This window comes from Pseudomonas solani (assembly GCF_026072635.1).
GTDB lineage: Bacteria > Pseudomonadota > Gammaproteobacteria > Pseudomonadales > Pseudomonadaceae > Metapseudomonas > Metapseudomonas solani.
This window is the reverse complement of the sequence record NZ_AP023081.1, coordinates 560,996-579,679: the sequence shown is the minus strand read 5'-3', so window position 1 is coordinate 579,679 and position 18,684 is coordinate 560,996. Positions and strand designations below refer to the sequence as shown.

At 68.1% G+C, this 18,684-nt stretch carries 18 protein-coding genes; 5 read left to right on the top strand and 13 right to left on the bottom strand.

What is annotated here, in order from left to right; all coding sequences use genetic code 11:
- Positions 1-10: 10 nt before the first annotated feature.
- From PSm6_RS02650 to PSm6_RS02640, 3 genes are all read right to left on the bottom strand, one after another.
- Positions 11-1,174: an isobutyryl-CoA dehydrogenase gene (locus PSm6_RS02650; protein ID WP_043245214.1), complete on the bottom strand. Its 1,164-nt coding sequence runs from the start codon at positions 1,172-1,174 to the stop codon at positions 11-13.
- Between the two features lie 6 nt (positions 1,175-1,180).
- Entirely contained in the window at positions 1,181-2,428 is a 1,248-nt protein-coding gene (locus PSm6_RS02645; protein WP_265169472.1) for an ABC transporter substrate-binding protein, read from the bottom strand.
- A 95-nt stretch (positions 2,429-2,523) separates the two neighbouring features.
- Positions 2,524-4,017 (bottom strand): CoA-acylating methylmalonate-semialdehyde dehydrogenase, encoded by a 1,494-nt coding sequence (locus PSm6_RS02640; RefSeq protein ID WP_265169471.1) that lies wholly within the window; start codon positions 4,015-4,017, stop codon positions 2,524-2,526.
- A 131-nt stretch (positions 4,018-4,148) separates the two neighbouring features.
- On the opposite strand from PSm6_RS02640, the gene PSm6_RS02635 reads away from it, so the two are divergent.
- Positions 4,149-5,030: an AraC family transcriptional regulator gene (locus PSm6_RS02635; protein WP_021221261.1), complete on the top strand. Its 882-nt coding sequence runs from the start codon at positions 4,149-4,151 to the stop codon at positions 5,028-5,030.
- A 6-nt stretch (positions 5,031-5,036) separates the two neighbouring features.
- On the opposite strand, the gene PSm6_RS02630 is transcribed toward PSm6_RS02635, so the two are convergent.
- Positions 5,037-5,888: an HDOD domain-containing protein gene (locus PSm6_RS02630; RefSeq protein ID WP_265169469.1), complete on the bottom strand. Its 852-nt coding sequence runs from the start codon at positions 5,886-5,888 to the stop codon at positions 5,037-5,039.
- Between the two features lie 124 nt (positions 5,889-6,012).
- On the opposite strand from PSm6_RS02630, the gene ung reads away from it, so the two are divergent.
- Together ung and PSm6_RS02620 are read left to right on the top strand one after the other, a co-directional pair.
- Entirely contained in the window at positions 6,013-6,708 is a 696-nt protein-coding gene (gene ung / locus PSm6_RS02625; RefSeq protein WP_265169468.1) for a uracil-DNA glycosylase, read from the top strand.
- A gap of 108 nt (positions 6,709-6,816) precedes the next feature.
- Positions 6,817-7,356, top strand: a complete 540-nt coding sequence (locus tag PSm6_RS02620; RefSeq protein ID WP_265169467.1) for a hypothetical protein — start codon at positions 6,817-6,819, stop codon at positions 7,354-7,356.
- A 7-nt stretch (positions 7,357-7,363) separates the two neighbouring features.
- On the opposite strand, the gene PSm6_RS02615 is transcribed toward PSm6_RS02620, so the two are convergent.
- The 6 genes from PSm6_RS02615 to PSm6_RS02590 form a co-directional block, all read right to left on the bottom strand.
- A complete protein-coding gene (locus tag PSm6_RS02615) occupies positions 7,364-8,230 on the bottom strand; it encodes a DUF6279 family lipoprotein (protein WP_265169466.1) in 867 nt (288 codons plus the stop codon).
- 148 nt (positions 8,231-8,378) lie between these two features.
- Positions 8,379-9,410, bottom strand: a complete 1,032-nt coding sequence (locus PSm6_RS02610) for an AbrB family transcriptional regulator (protein ID WP_031288396.1) — start codon at positions 9,408-9,410, stop codon at positions 8,379-8,381.
- Positions 9,403-10,917: a tripartite tricarboxylate transporter permease gene (locus PSm6_RS02605; RefSeq protein WP_021221255.1), complete on the bottom strand. Its 1,515-nt coding sequence runs from the start codon at positions 10,915-10,917 to the stop codon at positions 9,403-9,405. The genes PSm6_RS02610 and PSm6_RS02605 overlap by 8 nt, the downstream gene beginning before the upstream one ends.
- A 4-nt stretch (positions 10,918-10,921) precedes the next feature.
- Complete coding sequence (locus PSm6_RS02600) at positions 10,922-11,377, bottom strand: tripartite tricarboxylate transporter TctB family protein (protein ID WP_021221254.1); 456 nt, start codon at positions 11,375-11,377, stop codon at positions 10,922-10,924.
- Positions 11,378-11,449: 72 nt separating this feature from the next.
- Complete coding sequence (locus tag PSm6_RS02595) at positions 11,450-12,427, bottom strand: Bug family tripartite tricarboxylate transporter substrate binding protein (RefSeq protein WP_184487796.1); 978 nt, start codon at positions 12,425-12,427, stop codon at positions 11,450-11,452.
- Positions 12,428-12,458: 31 nt separating this feature from the next.
- Positions 12,459-13,724 carry an OprD family porin gene (locus PSm6_RS02590; protein ID WP_043245203.1) on the bottom strand — a complete coding sequence of 422 codons (1,266 nt, stop codon included), beginning with the start codon at positions 13,722-13,724 and terminating at the stop codon, positions 12,459-12,461.
- Positions 13,725-13,926: 202 nt separating this feature from the next.
- Between PSm6_RS02590 and tctD the strand changes: the two genes are divergently transcribed.
- Entirely contained in the window at positions 13,927-14,598 is a 672-nt protein-coding gene (gene tctD, locus PSm6_RS02585) for a two-component system response regulator TctD (protein WP_021221251.1), read from the top strand.
- A complete protein-coding gene (tctE, locus tag PSm6_RS02580) occupies positions 14,591-15,976 on the top strand; it encodes a two-component system sensor histidine kinase TctE (protein WP_265169465.1) in 1,386 nt (461 codons plus the stop codon). The genes tctD and tctE overlap by 8 nt, the downstream gene beginning before the upstream one ends.
- Here tctE and PSm6_RS02575 read toward each other — a convergent pair.
- From PSm6_RS02575 to ygfZ, 3 genes are all read right to left on the bottom strand, one after another.
- Complete coding sequence (locus PSm6_RS02575; protein ID WP_265169464.1) at positions 15,973-16,728, bottom strand: substrate-binding periplasmic protein; 756 nt, start codon at positions 16,726-16,728, stop codon at positions 15,973-15,975. The two genes, tctE and PSm6_RS02575, sit on opposite strands and share 4 nt — an antisense overlap.
- Before the next feature lie 70 nt (positions 16,729-16,798).
- Complete coding sequence (locus tag PSm6_RS02570; protein WP_021221248.1) at positions 16,799-17,635, bottom strand: HDOD domain-containing protein; 837 nt, start codon at positions 17,633-17,635, stop codon at positions 16,799-16,801.
- 38 nt (positions 17,636-17,673) lie between these two features.
- On the bottom strand, positions 17,674-18,615 hold the full coding sequence (ygfZ, locus tag PSm6_RS02565; protein ID WP_265169463.1) for a CAF17-like 4Fe-4S cluster assembly/insertion protein YgfZ: 942 nt from the start codon (positions 18,613-18,615) through the stop codon (positions 17,674-17,676).
- Between the last annotated feature and the right edge of the window lie 69 nt (positions 18,616-18,684).

Below are 18,684 nucleotides of genomic sequence, written 5' to 3'. Positions count from 1 at the left end.
GGAGTGCTCCTTACAACAGGCGGTCGATGCTGCCGCCCTGTTCCAGTAAACGGCGCGCCACGATGACGCGCATGATCTCGTTGGTGCCTTCGAGTATCTGGTGCACACGGGTGTCGCGCACCCAGCGCTCCAGAGGGTAGTCATTCAGATAGCCATAGCCACCATGGAGTTGCAGTGCATCGTTGCAGATGTCGAAGCACTGGTCGGTGGCGAAGCGCTTGGCCATGGCGCAGTAGAGGCTGGCCTCGGCGTGGCGGTGGTCCAGGCGGTGGGCCGCCAGGCGCACCATCTGCCGGCTGGCGGTGAGCGCGGTGAGCATGTCGGCGAGCTTGAACTGCAGGGCCTGGAACTCAGCCAGGGGCTTGCCGAACTGCTTGCGCTCCTCGACGTAGCGCAGGCTCTGCTCCAGCGCCGCCTGGCCCGCGCCCAGGGAGCAGCTGGCGATGTTCAGGCGGCCGCCGTCCAGTCCCTTCATGGCGTAGACGAAGCCCTGGCCTTCCGGGCCGATGCGATTGCCGGCGGGGATACGCACGCCCTCGAAGGTGATGGTGCGGGTGGGCTGGGCGCGCCAGCCCATCTTGTCTTCGTTACGCCCGTAGCGGATGCCCTCGGCGTCGGCCGGCACCAGGAAGCAGGAGATGCCCTTGGCGCCGTCTTCGCCGGTGCGTGCCATGACGATCAGCACCTGGGTGCTGCCGGCCCCGGAGATGAAGCACTTGCTGCCGTCCAGCACGTAGTGCTCGCCGTCGCGGCGTGCACGGGTGCGCAGGTGGGCGGCGTCGGAGCCGGCATCCGGCTCGGTGAGGCAATAGGACGCCAGGTGCTCGCCGCTGATCAGCCCCGGCAGCCAGCGCGCCTTGAGGTCGGTGTCGCCGAAGGAGGCGAGCATCCAGGCGGCCATGTTGTGGATGGTCAGGTAGGCGGTGGTGGCGACGCAGCCGGCGGCGAGCTGTTCGAAGATCAGTGAGGCGGACAGGCGCGAGAGGCCCAGCCCGCCGTCGTCCTCGGCGATGTACAGGCCCAGGTAGCCCTGCTCGGCGGCGCGGCGGATCACCTCCACCGGGAAGTGGTGGTCACGGTCCCAGTCCGCTGCGTTCGGCGCCAGCTCGTGGCGGGTGAAGGCGGCGGCGCTGTGTACCAGCAGGCGCTGTTCATCACTGAGTTCGAAGTCCATGGCATCTCATTGCAAGGTCGGGGGTTGGTTGCCGGCACGCCGTTCGGCCTGCCAGTCGGGGAGGCTGGGCAGGGCGCTGCTGGCGTCGAGGCGGTCGACGATTTCGAAGTAGTCCTGCTTGAGCGGGTCCTTGAGCACCTCGTCACGGGTCTTCACCCGCACGGCATAGACCGTCTGCAGGTTCTGGTGATCGAAGGGACGCCACTGCTGCTCGTCCTTCAGCAGGCTGTATGTATGGCCTTCCAGCGCCTTGATCAGTGCCTCGCTGTTGAGGCTGCCGCTGCGTTTGGCGGCATCGGCCCATTGCTGGACGATGCTGTAGGCGGAGGCGGCGGAGCTGGAGGGGTACATCTGGTAGCGGGCCTTGAAGGCTTCGACGAAGGCCATGCCGCGCTGGGATTTCTCCAGGGCCGGCACGCGCCAGGTCCAGGGTTCGGTACCGAGCACGCCTTGCATCAGGTCAGGGCCGGCCTGCTCGATGATGCCCTGGGTGAGGTTCGGCGCGACGATCTGCATGCGTTCGGTCAGGCCCATGTCCTTGGCGATGCGCATGGCGCGCACCAGGTCCTCGCCGAACAGCACCAGGGCCAGCACCTGGGCGTCGCTGGCGGCGGCCTGGGTCAGGGCGTCCTGGTAGTCGGTGAGACGTGCGCCGGGGAAGGGCACGTGCACGCCGGCGTGACGGGCGGGGTCCTGGCTGGCGGTGGCCTGGCGTAGCGAGGCTTCGGTGGTGTGGCCCCAGGTGTAGTCGGCGGTGACATAGAAATAGCGTTTGTCGGGCAGGGTCTTGTTCAGGTACTGGCCGAGCACCTTGGCGCTCATCCAGGCGTTGTTGCACTCGCGGAACATGTAGCGGTGGCCGTTCTTGCCGGTGGTGTCGTTGGAGTAGGTGAGGGTGCCGAAGTACAGCAGGCCATGGTCACGGGCACGTTCGCCGGCGGCGATGGCCACCGCGCTGGAGGCCCCGCCGAAGAGCATCACCGCGCCTTCGGCGGCCAGCTTGTCGACGTTCTTTACCGCTTTCTCCGGGCGTGAGGCGGAATCCTTGCCGGACAGGCGCAAGGGGCGGCCGAGCACCCCGCCGGTGGCGTTGAGCTCGTCGATGGCCAGCAGGGCTCCACGCATCTGCGCCAATCCCTCTTCCTTGTATGAGCCGGTGCGCGGGTAGTTGAGCCCCAGGGTGATGGGCTCAGCGGCCTGCGCACAGGCGGTGATTCCGGCCCAGAGGGCCAGGGTGGCAGTCAATCGGCGCATTGAAGTTCTCCTTGTTGTTGTTCTGCAGGGAACCTTTTACGCCGCTCGTTTTTAAGGTGAGATCATCTTTTGGTCTAACAGGGCCGACGCACTTCTCACTTCAACTGAATGGTCATGTTCGGCCCGCTCACGGGGCTGTCGTCGAACCAGCGGCTGGTGACCGTCTTGGTCTCGGTGTAGAAGCGCACCGCCTGCTTGCCGTAGGCATGCAGGTCGCCATAGAAGGAGCCCTTCCAGCCGGTGAAGGAGAAGAATGGCAGCGGCACCGGGATCGGCACGTTGATGCCCACCTGGCCCACCTCCACCGTATGCTGGAAGTGCCGCGCGGCGCCGCCCGAGCGGGTGAAGATGCTGGTGCCGTTGCCGTAGGGGCTGGCGTTGACCAGCTCGATGGCGGCGTTGAGGTCGTCCACCTCCATGCAGGCCAGCACCGGGCCGAAGATCTCTTCGCGGTACAGGCCCATCTTGGTGGTCACGCCGCGGAACAGGGTCGGGCCCAGCCAGTTGCCGTCGGGGTAGCCCGCCACTTCGCAGTGGGAGCCATCCAGCAGGCAGTCGGCGCCCTCGGCCTTGCCCTCGGCGATCAGCCGTTGCACGCGCTGCTTGGCCTGCTGGCTGATCAGCGGGCCGTAGGCGGCGTGGGCGTCCTGCCAGTGGCCGGGCTTGAGCTCGGCCATCTGCGCGGCCAGCTCGGGGATCCACTCCCGCGCCGCGCCGACGAACACCGCCACGCTGATGGCCATGCAGCGCTGGCCGGCGGCGCCGCAGCTGGCGCCCAGCAGGTTGCTGAGGACCTGGTCCTTGTTGGCGTCGGGCATGATCACCATGTGGTTCTTGGCGCCGGCGAAGGCCTGCACGCGCTTCAGGTGCGCGGTGCCGGTGCGGTAGATGTGCTGGCCCACCGGCACCGAGCCGACGAAGGAGATGGCGCGGATGTCCGGGTGAGTGAGCAGGGCGTCCACCTGCTCGCGGCCACCATGCAGCACCTGCAGCACGCCCTTGGGGGCACCGGCTTCGAGGAACAGCTCGGCGAGGCGGTTGGGGGTCAGCGGGTCCTGCTCGGACGGCTTGAGGATGAAGGTGTTGCCGCAGGCGATGGCCAGGGGAAACATCCACAGCGGGATCATCGCCGGGAAGTTGAAGGGGGTGATGCCGACGCACACGCCCAGGGGCTGGACCCAGCTGGCGGTGTCGATCTCGCGGGCCACGTTCTCCACCGTCTCGCCCATCATCAGGCTGGCAATGTTGGCGGCGTGCTCGGCCACCTCGATGCCGCGCCAGACGTCGCCCTTGGCATCGGCGAAGGTCTTGCCGGTCTCGCTGGCGAGGATTTCGGCCAGCTCGTCGTGGTGCTCCTTGAGCAGGTGCTGGTAGCGCAGCATCAGCCGCGCCCGTTCCGACACCGGCACCTCGCGCCAACTGGTGAAGGCCTGCTTGGCGCTGGCGATGGCGGCCTCGATTTCCTCGGGCGTTGCCTTGGGCGCCAGGGCCAGCACGGCCTGGGTCGCGGGATCGGTGACTTCGATCAGCTCGCGGGAGCGGCTGTCGCGCCATTCGCCGTCGATGAGTTGCGGAATCGTCCTGGTCATCTGGTCCTCCACCCGTGCCGGGCGTCTTGTTGTTTTCTTGTCGTTATAGCGGCGCGCACGGCAGATGTGGATTGACGATCTTGTCGCCTGGATGGACGATCTTGTGATTGCAGGCCCAGACAAGAACAACCATGAGCCGCTCCGTGGAAACCTCCAACTGGCCCTTGCCGGCCAATGGCGTGCGCTTCACCACGCCACCGCGCCTGCGCCGCCTGCTGGCGCGTAATCCGCTGACGGCGGGCTGTTACCCCCTGGCCCTGGGCTTCTACCCGGAGGCTGGTGGGCACCGCATGCTGCGCCTGGCGCCGGACGATCACCTGCTCATCTACTGCCGTGCCGGCCAGGGCTGGCTGGAGACCGGGGATGGACGATTGGACGTGGTCGGCGGCGACCTGCTGCTGCTGCCCAAGGGGCGCATGCACGCCTACGGCGCCGACCCGCAGCGGCCCTGGAGCATCTATTGGGTGCACTTCGAAGGGGAGTTGGTGGAGGACTTCCTGCGTCCCCTGGGGCCGGCCGGGCTGCGCCGCATCGGTGCCCAGCCGCGCCTGCTGGCGGATTTCGACGCCTTGCTGGGGCTTCGCCGCCATGGGCTCAACCCGCTGCATTTCGTCCACGCCGCCCATCAACTGCAGACGCTGCTGACCTCGCTCGCCGTGCTGCCGGCGCGCGGGGTGCTGAAGTCCGGGCGTGTGTTGGACATCGATGCGGTGCAGGCGGTGATGCGCGCGCACCTGCACGACAGCCTCAACCTCGACCAGCTGGCCGCGCAGTTCAAGCTGTCGCGCTTCCACTTCGCCAAGACCTACCGCGCGCTGACCGGGCACGCGCCGATCCAGGATTTCATCCAGTTGAAGATGGCCCACGCTTGTCGCCTGCTCGACGAAGGCGAGCAGGGCATCCGCCAGATCGCCGAGCAACTGGGCTACGAGGACGTCTATTACTTCTCGCGGCTGTTCCGCAAGGTGGTGGGCATGGCGCCCAGCCACTACCGGGCGCTGCACCAGGGCTGATGCGATTCAGGCGTGGCCCTTGCCGCCGAGCAGCTTGAACCAGAAGCCCACCTCGCTGGCGAGCTCCGCGCGTACCGCCTCCGGCGGCAGGCTGTCGAGGCGCTCCCCCAGCAGGCGCTGCCAGGCGGGTAGCTGCACCAGTTGCTCATCGTCGAGTTCCCGCGCGGCCAACTGGCGGGCCACCTGCACCACGTCCACCAGGTCCGCCGAGCCCTTGTGCGCGCGGCACCAGTCGCTGCGGTTGCGCGCGCAGTCGATGAGCAGCGGCGGCAGCTTCCAGCTGGTGAGCACGATCACCCCGATGTCGGCAGAGAGCTGGTCGCAGAGACGCTGCAGCTCGCTCTCCTCGCGGGGGACCTCCGGCCAGCGCTCCAACTCGTCGAGCAACGGCAGGCTGCCGATGTCCTGCACCAGGCCGGCGAGCAGGGCATCTTCCAGGGGCAGGCGCGTGAGCAACTGGGCCAGGCAGGCGCTGTGGGCGGCGCAGAGCAGGGCGGCATTCCAGCGGGTGCGGAAGATCTTCTGCAGGGCCGGGTCCTGGCTGGTGAACAGGTGCTGGATGGCGAAGCTGAGCACCAGGTTGTTGAGGCGCTGCATGCCCAGGCGCGCGATCACCTCCTGCAGGTTCACGCCCTGGCGCAGGTTGCGCAGCATCGGGGTCTCGGCGAATTGCAGCAGGTAGGCGGCGAGCGGCGGGTTGCTGTGCAGCAGGCGGGTGACCTGTTCCAGCGAGGCGTGCTCGGATGCCAGCAGCTTGCGCAGGCGCAGCGAGGTTTCCGGCATCTGCGGCACCTTGGCGTTGCCCTTGAGGAAGCTGCTGTAGAGCGAGAACTTCAGGCCATCGTGGCGGTTGTCCATCGGATGCGATCTCCTTGTCCTCCTTGATTGACAAGAGTAGAGGGCATTTTTTAGGGTGCCCGACCATTGAGCGGCCTTCGCCCGCCTCATCCGCGCTGGAAGGCGCTAGAGAACTGGAAGAGAGATGACCGAGACCGTTGATCGGATAAAGCTCGAAGCGGGTTGGAAAGAGGCCCTGCGTGACGAGTTCGACAAGCCCTACATGAAGGCGCTGCGCGAGTTCCTGCGCGCCGAGAAGGCCGACGGCAAGGTGGTGTTCCCGCCCGGCCCGATGATTTTCAACGCGCTGAACTCCACGCCGCTGGACGAGGTGAAGGTGGTGATCATCGGCCAGGACCCTTATCACGGCCCCGGCCAGGCCCATGGCCTGTGCTTCTCGGTGCAGCCGGGCGTGCCCATTCCGCCGTCGCTGCTGAACATCTACAAGGAGCTCAAGCGCGACCTGAACATCGACATGCCCGACCACGGCCACTTGCAGAGCTGGGCCGAGCAGGGCGTGCTGCTGCTCAACACCTCCCTGACCGTGGAGCAGGCCCGGGCCGGTTCCCACGCCAACCAGGGCTGGCAGCCCTTCACCGACCGGGTGATAGAGGTCGTCAGCGCGCACCAGCCGAACCTGGTGTTCCTGCTCTGGGGCGCCCACGCGCAGAGCAAGCAGCGCCTGATCGACTCCACCAAGCACCTGGTGCTGCGTTCCGCCCACCCCTCGCCGCTGTCGGCCTACCGCGGCTTCCTCGGCAACGGCCACTTCAGCCGCTGCAACAAGTTCCTCGAGCAGCACGGCCTGGCGCCCATCGATTGGAGCGTGCCGCCGCTCTGACGCCGCTGGCGCATGGCGTCATGCGCTTTGGCGCGAGCCGCCATGCGCCGGGTCATCCCCGCGCTGTAGCCTGCCGTGCATCCCCATTGGCTCACGACAGGACGCCCCATGCTCGTTTCCACCCCGATGCTGATCCTCCATGTCGGCGGCGAGCTGCTGCTGGCCAGCGCCTGCCTCCTGGCTGCCTGGCTCCATGGCCGTGAGCGCGAGGGCTGGCGGGCGGCGGGCTTCGTCTCCATGGCCCTGGCGGCGTTGGCAGGGGCGGTGCTCTATGCAGGCTTCAGCGCCGTCGACGACCTGCACCGCCAGTTGGCCTTCGTCTCCTCGCGCATTGGCTTGCCGCTGATAGCGTTCGTCTGGCTGCAGGGGGCGCCGCGTCACCTGGCGCTGCTGGCCCTGGCGGCGGCGATGCTGCTGGTGCCGCCCCCTGTGGCGCTGGTGGGCAACGCGCTGGCTCTGGTGGCGCTGGCCTGGCCGGGGCGTTCCCGGCGCTGGGCGCTGGCGGTGGCCGGCTCCCTGGCGTTCCTGCTGGCGGGGCTGGTGATCGGCACCCAGGGCGACTGGCTCGGGATTCCCCGGGTCGACCTGTTCCACCTGTGCCTGGCCACGGCAGTGCTGGCCTGGATCGGAGCGCGCCTGCGCGGCTGAGGCGGGTTCAGGCCGTCGGGCACTGCAACTGGCGGATGTCCTGCTGCAGGTCGTGCAGGCGGCTGCGCAGGCGCTCGCGCTGGCTGGCGCTGGATGCATTGAACAGATCGGCGAGCAACTGCGACAGGGCCACCTGCCCGCGCTCGAAGTGCGCCCGGTAGGCGTCGCTCCAGAAGGCTTCGCGGTCCTGCAGCAGCGCCGCGACGCGCGGCGCGAAATCCTGGCTGTCGCGCTCGGCGAGGGCGCTGCGCAGGGCTGATTGCCAGAGCCTGCGGTTATCCACCCACAACAGGTTGCTGTCGCCGAGGCTTTCGGCCCAGGCATCCACTTTCGCCTGCTGCTGGGCGGAGAGCGTGCCGAACCAGGGCTTGAGGCGTTTCTCCATGCGTTCGCGGCGCTGTTCGACCTGCTCGTCACGCGGGATCAGGTGCTCCTTGCGCAGCTTGCGTTCCTTCTCGTCCAGCGAGGTGTTCAGTTCCTCCACCTGCTCGGGGTCGAGCCCCTGCAGCAGCGAAACGCTGGTGGGGGTGATCTCCACGGCGACGGCGTCGATGGCTTCCTTGAACCCCTGCATGTGCTCGAGCAGTTGCCCGGCATCCAGTCGCTCGGCCTGGCCCAGGGTTGCCACCTCCTGCAGCCAGGCGGCGTAGCGTGGCAACTGGGTGCTGCAGTGCCAGCGCAGGTGTGCCTGAATGCGCGGTTCCAGCCAGGCGCGCTGGGCCTTGTGCAGGCTGACGTAGTCGGCGATGGACCAGGGGATCAGCCAATCGAGGTTGCGGTAGGCGAGGTCCAGGCGGCTGCAGGCGCCGAGAAGCAGCAGCGCCGCGAAGAGCGGCAGCCAGCGGAGGGGCGCGAGGGCGCGCGGACGCGGCATGGGATCACCGTGGGCGGCAGGGCATGGCCAAGAGGATAGGACAGGGCCCCCGCCAAGCGGAGCGTGGGGACATATCCGTTAATCAAATGGCCGCTCCTCGTGGGAGCCAATCCATTCGCGATACGGCCTCGCTGTACTGGGTGCCAACCTACGGGCGGGCGCGCTGGCGCCAGCGGCGGTAGATGGGTTCGGCGAGGAACAGCACCAGCAGCAGGCGCAGCACCTGCAAGGCGGTGACCAGGGGGACGGAGAGCTGCAGGGTCTCGGCGGTGAGGCTCATCTCGGCGATGCCGCCGGGCATCATGCCCAGGGTCAGCGAGCGTATGTCCAGGGCGGTGAGCCAGCCCAGGCCGAGGGCGCAGAGGGTGGCGGCGCCGATCATCAGTGCGGTGCCCAGCAAAGTGCGGGCGAGGAAGCTGGGGGCGCGGCGGAAGAAGGCGCGATCGAAGTGGCAGCCCAGGCCGCTGCCGATCAGCAACTGGCCGACCTGGCTGGCGCCGGGGGGCAGGCCCAGGTGCAGGTCGTAGAGGATGCTGGCGGTGGCGCTGACCAGCAGCGGTCCGAACAGCCAGGGGTTGGGCTGGCGCAGGCGTTGCCAGAGCAGCGCCAGCAGGCCGCCGGCGGGCACCAGTAGGGCCAGCCAGGCCCAGTCCACCGGCGCGACCGGGTGCAGCGCCGGGCCGTCGCCCAGCAGCAGCTTGAACACCGCCGGCACGCAGAGCACCACGGCCACCACGCGCAGGCTCTGCCCGGCCGCCACGCGGCTGGGGGAGGCGCCGTTGCGCAGGCCGAGGTTGACCATCTCCCCCGAGCCGCCGGGCATGCTGGAGAAGAAGGCGGTGGCCGGGTCTTCCCCGGTGCGCCGCAGCAGCCACACGGCGGCGGCGCTGGAGAGGGTGGTGAACAGGGCGCCGAAGAGGATCAGCCAGAAGTGCGCCAGCACCTGCTCCACCACGGCGGGGGAGAAGTGCAGGCCGATGCCGATGCCGATGATCCATTGCCCGGTCTTGCGGCCCCCTGGCAGATCACGGATCTGCCAGGGGGTGGTGCAGCGGAACAGGATGACCGCCACCAGGGCGCCGATCATCCAGGGCAGCGGCCAGTGGGCGAGGCTGGCCAGCAGCCCGCCCACCGCGCCCACTAGCGGGGTGGCCCACCAGGCGCGCCATCCCTCAGGCACCGGCCAGGGCCTTGCGCTGGGCGCTGCGGCGGCGCCAGATGCGCACCAGCGGCAGGGCCAGCATCACCAGCACCAGGGCCCAGGTGCCGAGGGTGATGGGGCTGGACCAGAGGATGCCCAGCTCACCGTTGGAGATGGACAGCGCACGGCGCAGGTTCTGCTCCATCAGCCCGCCGAGGATGAAGCCCAGCAGCAGCGGCGACAGGGGGAAGTCCAGCTTGCGCAGGATGTAGCCGAAGATGCCGATGGCGACCATCAGGAACAGGTCGAAGGTGGTGGCGTGCACGGCGTAGACGCCGATGGAGGTGATGATGGCGATCACCGGCACCAGCACCCAGTTGGGCACGTTGAGGATGCGGGTGAACAACCGGATCATCGGGATGTTGAGGATCACCAGCATGAGGTTGGCGATGAACAGCGAGGCGATCAGGCCCCAGACGATGTCCGGTTGCTGCTGGAACAGCATCGGGCCGGGGGTGATGTTGTAGAGCGTCAGCGCGCCGATCATCACCGCGGTGGTGCCGGAGCCGGGAACGCCGAGGGTCAGCATCGGCACCATGGCGCCGCAGGCGGAGGCGCCGATGGCGGTTTCCGGTGCCGCCAGGCCGCGCATGTCGCCCTTGCCGAACGTGCCGCTGTCGCCGGCCAGCTTCTTCTCGGTCATGTAGGCCACGGCGCTGGCCAGGGTGGCGCCAGCACCGGGCAGCACGCCGAGGATGAAGCCCATGACCCCGCAGCGCAGGTTGACCACGGCCACCGAAGCGGCCTCCTTGACGTTGAACAGCATGCGCCCGGTGGCCTTCACCGCAACGTGGCCGTGGTGAGTCTTCTCCAGCAACAGGAGGATCTCGCTCACCGAGAACAGGCCCAGTACCAGCACCACGAACTGGATGCCGTCGGCGACGTGGATGCTGTCGAAGGTGAAGCGGTACACGCCGCTGTTGGCGTCGATACCGATGGTGGAGAGGAACAGGCCGAGCAGGGCGGCGATGAAGGTTTTCATCGGCCGGTCGCCGGCCATGCCGCCCAGGGCGACGATGGCGAAGACCATGAGCACGAAGTACTCCGCCGGGCCGAAGGCGATGGCCCACTTGGCCAGCAGCGGGGCGAACAGCACCATGCCGCAGGTGGCGATGAAGGCGCCGATGAAGGAACTCCAGGCCGACAGCGACAGGGCCACGCCGGCCAGGCCCTGGCGGGCCATGGGGTAGCCGTCGAGGGTGGTCATCACGGTGGAGGCTTCACCGGGGATGTTGAGCAGGATGGAGCTGATGCGCCCACCGTATTCGCAGCCCAGGTAGACGGCGGCGAGGAGGATCAGCGCCGACTCCGGTGGCAGGCCGAGGGCGAAGGCCACCGGAATCAGCAGGGCCACGCCGTTGATCGGGCCGAGGCCCGGCAGCAGGCCGACGATGGTACCGATCAGGGTGCCCACCAGCGCAGTGACCAGGTTGTAGGGGGAAAGGGCAACGCCGAAGCCCTGGCCCAGGTAGCTCAAGGTTTCCATGTCATCACTCCAGGAAGTCGAGGACGCCCAGCGGCAGCGGCACGTCGAGGGTCTTGTCGAACAGCAGGTAGAGGCCGACGCTGATCAGCAGCGCGGCGATGGCACTGGGCAGCCAGCGGCCGCCGTAGAGGCGCGCCATGAAGACGCCGACGAGGCTGCTGGAGAGGATGAAGCCCAGCGGCTCGAAGAGCCCGGCGTAGACCAGCAGCAGGGCGATGCAGGCGGCCACCTTGCGCAGGCTGGCGGCGTCCAGCGGCTGCTCGTCGTGCGTGTGCGCCACCGGGGTGGGGCGCAGCGTCAGCCAGACCAGCGCGGCGGCCATCAGCCCCAGCATCAGCAGGGGGAAGGCGCGCGGGCCGACCGGCTCGTAGGAGAAGGCGGCGTGGTAGTCCCAGGCCAGCACGGCAAAAACCAGGCATGCAGCGAGCCAGCCCAGACTGAACAGGCGTTGAAAAAGCATGGTGAATTCCTCGCGGATCGAAGGCGCGGAGGGCCGGCTGGCGGGGCGCTCAGCCGGCTGCGGCGGTGAGCCTTATTGGGTCAGGCCGAATTCCTGGGCCATCTGCTTGTACTGGGCGACGCGCGTTTTCACGTAGGCGTCCAGTTCCGGGCCGGTCATGGCGAAGGGGAACAGCTCGCGCTGGTCGCGCAGCTTGGCGAAGTCCTCGGAGGCCAGCAGCTGGTCGAAGGCGGCCTTCCACCAGGCGTAGTCCTCGTCGCTGACCTTGGGCCCGAGGTAGAAGCCACGCACCACCGGCCAGCTGATGTCGTAGCCCTGTTCCTTGGCGGTGGGGATGTTGGCCTTGTCCTCACCCGGCAGGCGTTCGTCGGAGAGCACGGCGAGGATGCGCATGTTGCCGGCGAGGATGTGCGGCATGGAGTCGGAGATGTCGGTGCTACCCACCTGGATGTGCCCGCCGAGCAGCGCGGTGGCGATCTCGCCGCCGCCTTCCAGGGCCACGTAGCGCAGGTTGCGCGGGTCGATACCGGCGGCCTTGGCCAGTAGCGCGGTCTGCATCCAGTCCTGGCTGCCGACGGTGCCGGAGGATCCGATCACCACCTTGCCCGGGTCGGCCTTGAGGGCTTTGACCAGGTCGTCGAGGTTCTTGTAGGGCGAATCGTTACGCACGGCGATGGCGCCGTAGCTGGTGCCGATGCCGGCCAGCCAGCGCACGGCGTTCTCGTCGAAGCGGCCGAACTTGCCCTGGGCGAGGTTGAGCAGCGAGCCGCTGGACCAGGCGGTGAGGGTGCCGGCGTCACCGGGGCGCTGGGCGACCACGGCGTTGTAGGCCACCGCGCCGACGCCGCCGGGCATGTAGGTGACGCGCATCGGCTTGCTCAGCAGCTTGGCGTCCATCAGGGCGCTTTGCGCCAGCTTGCAGGTGAGGTCGAAGCCGCCGCCGGGCGCGGCCGGGGCGATGCACTCGGGGCGCTTGGGCTCAGCCAGCAACTGGCTGGAGAGCAGCAGGCAGGATGCGGCGAGGGCGAGGCGGGTGAGAGCGATCTTCATCGGGGGTTCTCCTGTGGAGTCTTATTGTGGATCACCAGATCGGCAGGGCGTAGCTGACGATCAGGCGCAGCTCGTCCGCGTCACGGGCGAAGTTGGAACGGAAGCCGGCGTGGCGGGCGCGGAAGGTGAGGTCCTTGAGCGTGCCACTCTGCACCACGTACTTGAATTCGACGTCGCGCTCCCATTCGCGGCCTTCCTCGGCGCTGTTGGTGACCTCGGCGTTGTCGCTGGTGATGTAGCGGGTCATGAAGCTCAGGCCAGGCACGCCCATGGCGGTGAAGTCCAGGTCGTAGCGGGCCTGCCAGGAACGCTGGTCGGCGTTGGCGAAGTCGTTGATCTGCACGAAGTTGACCAGGAAGGGGTCGGTGCCATCGATGTAGGCGAAGCCGGTGTCGCCGCTCATGCGCTGGTAGCCGAGGCCGACCTTGTGGCTGCCCTGGCCGTAGCTGAGCATGCCGTTGAGGGCGCGGTTGTCCACCTTGCCGGCGTCGGCGCGGCCGCTGTCGTCGCTGATGGCGTAGCGCAGGTCGGCGCTGAGGGTGCCGCTGCCCAGGGGCTGGCTGGCCAGCAGGCCGAAGAAGTGCTGGCGGTAGACGTCGTCCAGCTCGGCGAAGTAGTAGCGCCCGGTGAGCTGCTTGCTGAAGGCGTAGTCGGCGCCGGCCAGGTCGAAGTGCGAGCCGCTGGCACCGCTGGCGAAGCGGCGGTTCTTGTTGTTCAGGGCGAGGTCTTCGGAGTTGGTCGAGGCGCGGTCCTTGACCTCGCGCAGGCGGCCACCGTTGAAGGTCAGGCCGTCGAGTTCCTTGGAAGTCAGCAGGCCGCCCTCGAACACCTGGGGCAGGATGCGGCTGTCGCTGGCCTTGACCACCGGCAGCTCGGGGATGTGGCTGCCCAGGCGCAGCTCGCTCTTGGAGAAACGCACCTTGGCGGTGAGGCCGAGCTTGCCGTATTCGTCCGGGGTGCCGCCGTCGTCCTGCACCGGCAGCAGGTCGGTGCCGCTCTGGCCGCGACCGGAGTCGAGCTTGATACCGAGCATGCCGAGGGCGTCCAGGCCGAAGCCGACGGTGCCTTCGGTGTAGCCGGATTCGATGTTGAGGATGAAGCCCTGGGCCCATTCGTCGCGGCGGGACTGGCCGTCGCCATCGCGGAAGTCGCGGTTCAGGTAGATGTTGCGGGCTTCGAGGGTCGCCGTGCTGTCCTTGATGAAGTCAGCCTGGGCGAAGGGGGCCAGGGTGCAGCCGGCGATGGCTAGGGTGAGGGTGCGAACAGGCGGCAGCGCCTGCCGGGAGGCAGTGAGCATCGTTGGTCTCCAATTCTTGTTTTTGTTAGCGCGGGCCCGACCATGAGCCTGCGTCTGTGGGTGGTTCTTGCCACCCTGGCCGGATGCTAGGGGGTGAAACTTTCGCCAGCCTTTCAGCGTGAAAGAAATCCTGCGTGCCATTCACAGCGGCTTTCGGGCCGTTACACTTCAGCCCGATCGCCGTTCTCCGGAGTACCCCGCCTTGCGAATCCTGCTGGTCGAAGACCACCCCCAACTGGCCGAGAGCATCGCCCAGGCCTTCAAGGCCGTGGGCTGGACGGTGGACGTGCTGCACGACGGCGTGGCGGCCGACCTGGCCCTGGCCAGCGAGGATTACGCCCTGGCGGTGCTCGACGTGGGGCTGCCGCGGCTGGACGGTTTCGAGGTGCTGGCGCGCCTGCGCGGGCGCGGCAAGACCCTGCCGGTGCTGATGCTGACGGCGCGCGGCGAGGTGAAGGACCGGGTGCACGGCCTCAACCTCGGCGCGGACGACTATCTGGCCAAGCCCTTCGAACTCACCGAACTGGAGGCGCGGGTCAAGGCGCTGTTGCGGCGCAGCGTGCTCGGCGGCGAACAGCAGCAGCGCTGCGGGCCCCTGCTCTATGACCTGGGGACGCGGCGCTTCAGCCTGGACGACGAGGTGCTGACCCTGACCTCCCGCGAGCAGGCGGTGCTGGAGGTGCTGATCGCCCGGCCCGGTCGGGTGATGAGCAAGGAGCAGCTGGCGTCCCAGGTGTTCGGCCTGGACCAGGACGCCAGCCCCGACGCCATCGAGATCTACATCCACCGCCTGCGCAAGAAGCTCGAAGGCAGCGCGGTGCGCATCGTCACCTTCCGTGGCCTGGGCTACCTGCTGGAACACCAGGATGCGTGAAGCCGGCAGCTTGCGGGGGCGGCTGCTGCGGCGCCTGGCGGCGCTGCTGGCGGTGCTGCTGGTGATCGTCAGCATGAGCGCCTACTGGAGCGCCCGCGATGCCGCCGACACCGCCTATGACCGCACGTTGCTGGCCTCGGCGCGGGCCATCTCCGCCGGGCTCTACGAGGCGGATGGCCGGCTCAAGGCCGATGTGCCCTATGTGGCGCTGGACACCTTCGCCTACGACAGCGCGGGGCGCATCTTCTACCAGGTGACCGATATCGAGGGAAAACTGGTTTCCGGCTACGAGAACCTGCCCGGCCCACCGAAGGGCACGACACGTACCGATGATTACCCGGCCCTGGCGCGTTTCTACGATGCCCGTTACGACGGCGTGGACGTGCGCGTGGTGAGCCTGCTGCGGCCGGTGAGCGAGGAGAGCATCAACGGCATGGCGGAGATCCGCGTGGCCGAGACCGAGGAGGCCCGCGAGCGCCTGGCCCGCGGCCTGCTGGTGGACAGCCTGTGGCGCCTGGCAGTGATGTCGCTGGCGGCCCTGGCCCTGGTGTGGCTGGTGGTGAGCGCCGCCCTGCGCCCGCTGAACCAGCTGCGCAATGCCGTGGAAGAGCGCCAGGCCGACGACCTGCGGCCGTTGCCGGTGGTGGCGGTGCAGACCGAGCTGAAGCCACTGGTGGATGCACTGAACCAGTTCACCGAGCGTCTGCGCGGCTTGTTCCAGCGCCAGGCCGACTTTATCGCCGATGCCTCCCACGAATTGCGCACGCCGCTGGCGGCGCTAAAGGCTCGGGTGGAGCTGGGGTTGCGCGAGCGGGAGCCCGCGCAGTGGTATCGCACCCTGGAGGACACCGCCGCCAACACCGACCGGCTGACCCATCTGGCCAACCAACTGTTGTCCCTGGCGCGCATCGAGAGCGGCGCGCGCGCCATCGCCGAGGGAGGGGCCGAGCGCATCGAGCTGGGCGCCCTGGCCCGCGAGCTGGGCATGGCCCTGGCGCCGCTGGCCCATGCGCGGGGCATCGCCCTGGCCCTGGAGGCGGAGGACATGGCCTGGGTGATGGGCGAGCCGACGCTGCTCAACGAGCTGCTGAGCAACCTCGTGGACAACGCCCTGGCGCACACGCCGAAGGGCGGCAATGTGACCCTGCGGGTGCTCGCGCCGGCGGTGCTGGAGGTGGAGGACGATGGCAGCGGCATCCCCGCCGAGGACCGCGACAAGGTGTTCGAGCGCTTCTACCGGCGATCGCCGCAGGTCAGTGGCGCGGGGCTGGGCCTGGCGATAGTCGGGGAAATCTGCCGGGCGCACCTGGCGGACATCAGCCTGCATGACGGCGCCTCGGGTGGCTTGCGGGTGCGAGTCAGCTTTCCGCCGGCCTAGGGCAGCATGCTCAGCGGTTGTTGGGCTTCGAGCAGGTAGCGGGCGACCTTGCCGCTCTCGCGCAGGCGTGCCAGGCCCCGGTTGAAGCGCGTGATGCGTTCGGCATTGGCCGGGTCGGTGCGCGACAGCAGCAGGTGCAGGGAGTCGCTGCGCAGCGGGCGGGCATGGAAGCTGACACGAGCGCGCTCGGCGCTGGTGAAGTTGTCCTGGAGCATGGCGATGGCGACGATCTTGTCCACCGGGAATACGTCGATGCGCCCGGCCAGCAGCATGCGCAGGCCCTGTTCCTCGCTGGGCAGGCGCTGCACCTTGAGGCGGCCCTCGCGTTCGGCACGCTGGAAGGCTTCGCCGTAGTCATAGCCGAGGGTGGCGCCGAAGCGCAGCTGGGCGAGGTCGTCGATCTGTTGCCAGTCGAGCGCCAGGTCGTTGCGGTGGAACAGGTAGTAGCCGCTTTCGATCACCGGTTCGCTGACGAAGAAGTGCTGGTCGCGCTCGGGGTTGCGCAGCCAGACCGCGCTGCCGTCGCGTTCGCCGCGTTCGGCCAGGCGCAGGGCGCGGGCCCAGGGGTAGAACTCCCAGCGCACGTCGATCCCTTCCAGGGCGAAGGCTTCGGCGACGATGCGCGAGGCGACGCCCTGGTAGGGCAGCTTCTCGCCGAGATAGGGCGCCCATTCACCGTTGGTGAGGCGCAGCTCCTGGGCGGTGCAGAAGCCGCCCAGGCAGAGGGAGAGGAACAGGAGGAGGGTGCGCATCCGTTACATCCTTGAACTCCGGAATGCCCGGAGTCTAGTGAGGTTTTCGCGGATGCGCGTTACCGCTGTATTACTGCAGCATACCCATGGCCGCTTCCATGGCGGCGGAGAGGTCTTCGTCGGCCTGCATGTCCACCTGCGGGTCGAGGCCCAGCTTGGCGAACGCCGGGATCTGGCTCCAGTCCAGCTGGGTGTAGGGGTGCTCGCTGCCCAGGTAGCTCTGCAGGGTGGCGACCTGGACGATGTCGACGTAGTCGACCTTGGGCGAGTTGCGGGTGAAGTCGAGGAACTGGCTCGGCACCTGGGCGATCGGCTCGGGGAATTCCCAGGCGCGCAGGATGCGGTCGCCGATGACCGGGTGGATGCGCTCGATCACGTGGTTGAGGCTGATGGAGTCGGCCAGCAGCTCGTAGTGCTCCTCGGCGTAGGTGAGGATCGGCAGCACGCCGATCTGGTGCACCAGGCCGGCCAGGGTCGCCTGGTCCGGGGCGAGGCGGGTGTAGTGGCGGCAGAGCACGTGGCAGATGCCGGCGATCTCGGTGCTCTTGTTCCACACTTCGCGCATCTTGCGGTCGACCACGTCGGAGGTGGCCTGGAACATCTGCTCCATGGCCAGGCCGGTGGCCAGGTTGCAGGTGTAGTTGATCCCCAGGCGGCTGATGGCCATCTGCAGGTCGGTGATTTCCTTGTTGGTGCGCAGCAGCGGGCTGTTGACCACCTTGATGATGCGCGCAGTGAGGGCGGCATCGTTGCCGATCACCTTCGACAGGGCGGGGATGCTGACGTCCGGGTCCTCGGCGGCTTCGCGCACCTTGAGGGCGACCTCGGGGAGGGTCGGCAAGACCAGCTCGTCGTTGTCGATGGCGTTGATCAGTTCTTGCTGGACGCGTTCTGCGAGTTTGCTCATGGATGCTCTCTTGGAAAAAGGGGACGGGTCGGTGCTGTCTACCGCTGAATCTCGCGGTCGGCATCCAGTACGTAAGGCAGGTTCAGCAGAGTCAGGGCGGGGCCATCGGCCGCGCCCAGGTGGATCCGTCCGTCATTCACCGCATCTTCCTGGAGCACGGCGAGCAATTCGAATCCGTTTTCTGCCGGGGCCGCCAGCACCACTTCGCCCACGCTGCTCTGGTGCACCGGGGAGAAGAGTTCGGCGCCCGGCTGCGGGCGTTCCCCGGCGGGCAGGGCAAGGCGCTGCAGGCGGCGCTTGAGTTTGCCCAGGTACTGCATGCGGGCGACGATTTCCTGCCCGGTGTAGCAGCCCTTCTTGAAGCTGACGCCACCGACCGCCTGGAGGTTGATCATCTGCGGGATGAACAGCTCGCGGGTGGCGGCGAAGACCTGGCCGATGCCGGCGCGGACCTGGCCGAGCAGCCAGGCGTCCAGCGGCGCCTCGGGCAGGTCGGCGGCGAGGCGTGTGTGCAGGGTGTCGGCCTGGCCACGCGGTGCCCAGAGTTCGCTGCGGCCATTGGACAGGCGCAGGGCGATGAGGCCATTGGCACGGGCCAGGCTGTCGGCTTCCGGCGGCAGTTCGAGGCCCAGGCCTTGCAGCACGGCGTCACCACCGGCGACGCCGAAGCGCACCCAGTCGCTGCTTTCATCACCGAGGGTGGACTTGGAGAACACGGCGTACTTTTTCAGGTCGGCCAGTTGTGCATCCAGCAGGGCAGCGTCGAGCGCCAGCAGGTAGCCGTCGCCTTCGGAAAGAATGCGGAAGCTGGAGACCATGCGGCCCTTGGGGGTGCAGCGGGCGCCGAGGCTGGCGGTCTTGTCGTCGAGGTAGGCGAGGTTGCAGGTGACCTGGCCCTGGAGGAACTTGGCGGCGTCCACGCCACGGACGGCGAGCAGGCCTTCGTGGGTGAGCGGGCAGAAGAATGCTGAGTCGGCCATTGGATATCGCAGGAATTGAGGTCCGGAGCGTCATGATAGAGCCCGGCATCCCCGTTGTCAGCGGGTGCC

Coding starts and splice junctions, on each gene's coding strand:
- PSm6_RS02635 (WP_021221261.1), top strand. CDS start 4,149: ATGAGCCGCTCCGTGGAAACCTCCAACTGGCCCTTGCCGGCCAATGGC.
- PSm6_RS02640 (WP_265169471.1), bottom strand. CDS start 4,017: ATGACCAGGACGATTCCGCAACTCATCGACGGCGAATGGCGCGACAGC.
- PSm6_RS02630 (WP_265169469.1), bottom strand. CDS start 5,888: ATGGACAACCGCCACGATGGCCTGAAGTTCTCGCTCTACAGCAGCTTC.
- PSm6_RS02590 (WP_043245203.1), bottom strand. CDS start 13,724: ATGCTCACTGCCTCCCGGCAGGCGCTGCCGCCTGTTCGCACCCTCACC.
- PSm6_RS02600 (WP_021221254.1), bottom strand. CDS start 11,377: ATGCTTTTTCAACGCCTGTTCAGTCTGGGCTGGCTCGCTGCATGCCTG.
- PSm6_RS02575 (WP_265169464.1), bottom strand. CDS start 16,728: ATGCGCACCCTCCTCCTGTTCCTCTCCCTCTGCCTGGGCGGCTTCTGC.
- PSm6_RS02650 (WP_043245214.1), bottom strand. CDS start 1,174: ATGGACTTCGAACTCAGTGATGAACAGCGCCTGCTGGTACACAGCGCC.
- PSm6_RS02605 (WP_021221255.1), bottom strand. CDS start 10,917: ATGGAAACCTTGAGCTACCTGGGCCAGGGCTTCGGCGTTGCCCTTTCC.
- PSm6_RS02620 (WP_265169467.1), top strand. CDS start 6,817: ATGCTCGTTTCCACCCCGATGCTGATCCTCCATGTCGGCGGCGAGCTG.
- PSm6_RS02595 (WP_184487796.1), bottom strand. CDS start 12,427: ATGAAGATCGCTCTCACCCGCCTCGCCCTCGCCGCATCCTGCCTGCTG.
- PSm6_RS02645 (WP_265169472.1), bottom strand. CDS start 2,428: ATGCGCCGATTGACTGCCACCCTGGCCCTCTGGGCCGGAATCACCGCC.
- ung (WP_265169468.1), top strand. CDS start 6,013: ATGACCGAGACCGTTGATCGGATAAAGCTCGAAGCGGGTTGGAAAGAG.
- PSm6_RS02615 (WP_265169466.1), bottom strand. CDS start 8,230: ATGCCGCGTCCGCGCGCCCTCGCGCCCCTCCGCTGGCTGCCGCTCTTC.
- ygfZ (WP_265169463.1), bottom strand. CDS start 18,615: ATGGCCGACTCAGCATTCTTCTGCCCGCTCACCCACGAAGGCCTGCTC.
- PSm6_RS02570 (WP_021221248.1), bottom strand. CDS start 17,635: ATGAGCAAACTCGCAGAACGCGTCCAGCAAGAACTGATCAACGCCATC.
- tctE (WP_265169465.1), top strand. CDS start 14,591: ATGCGTGAAGCCGGCAGCTTGCGGGGGCGGCTGCTGCGGCGCCTGGCG.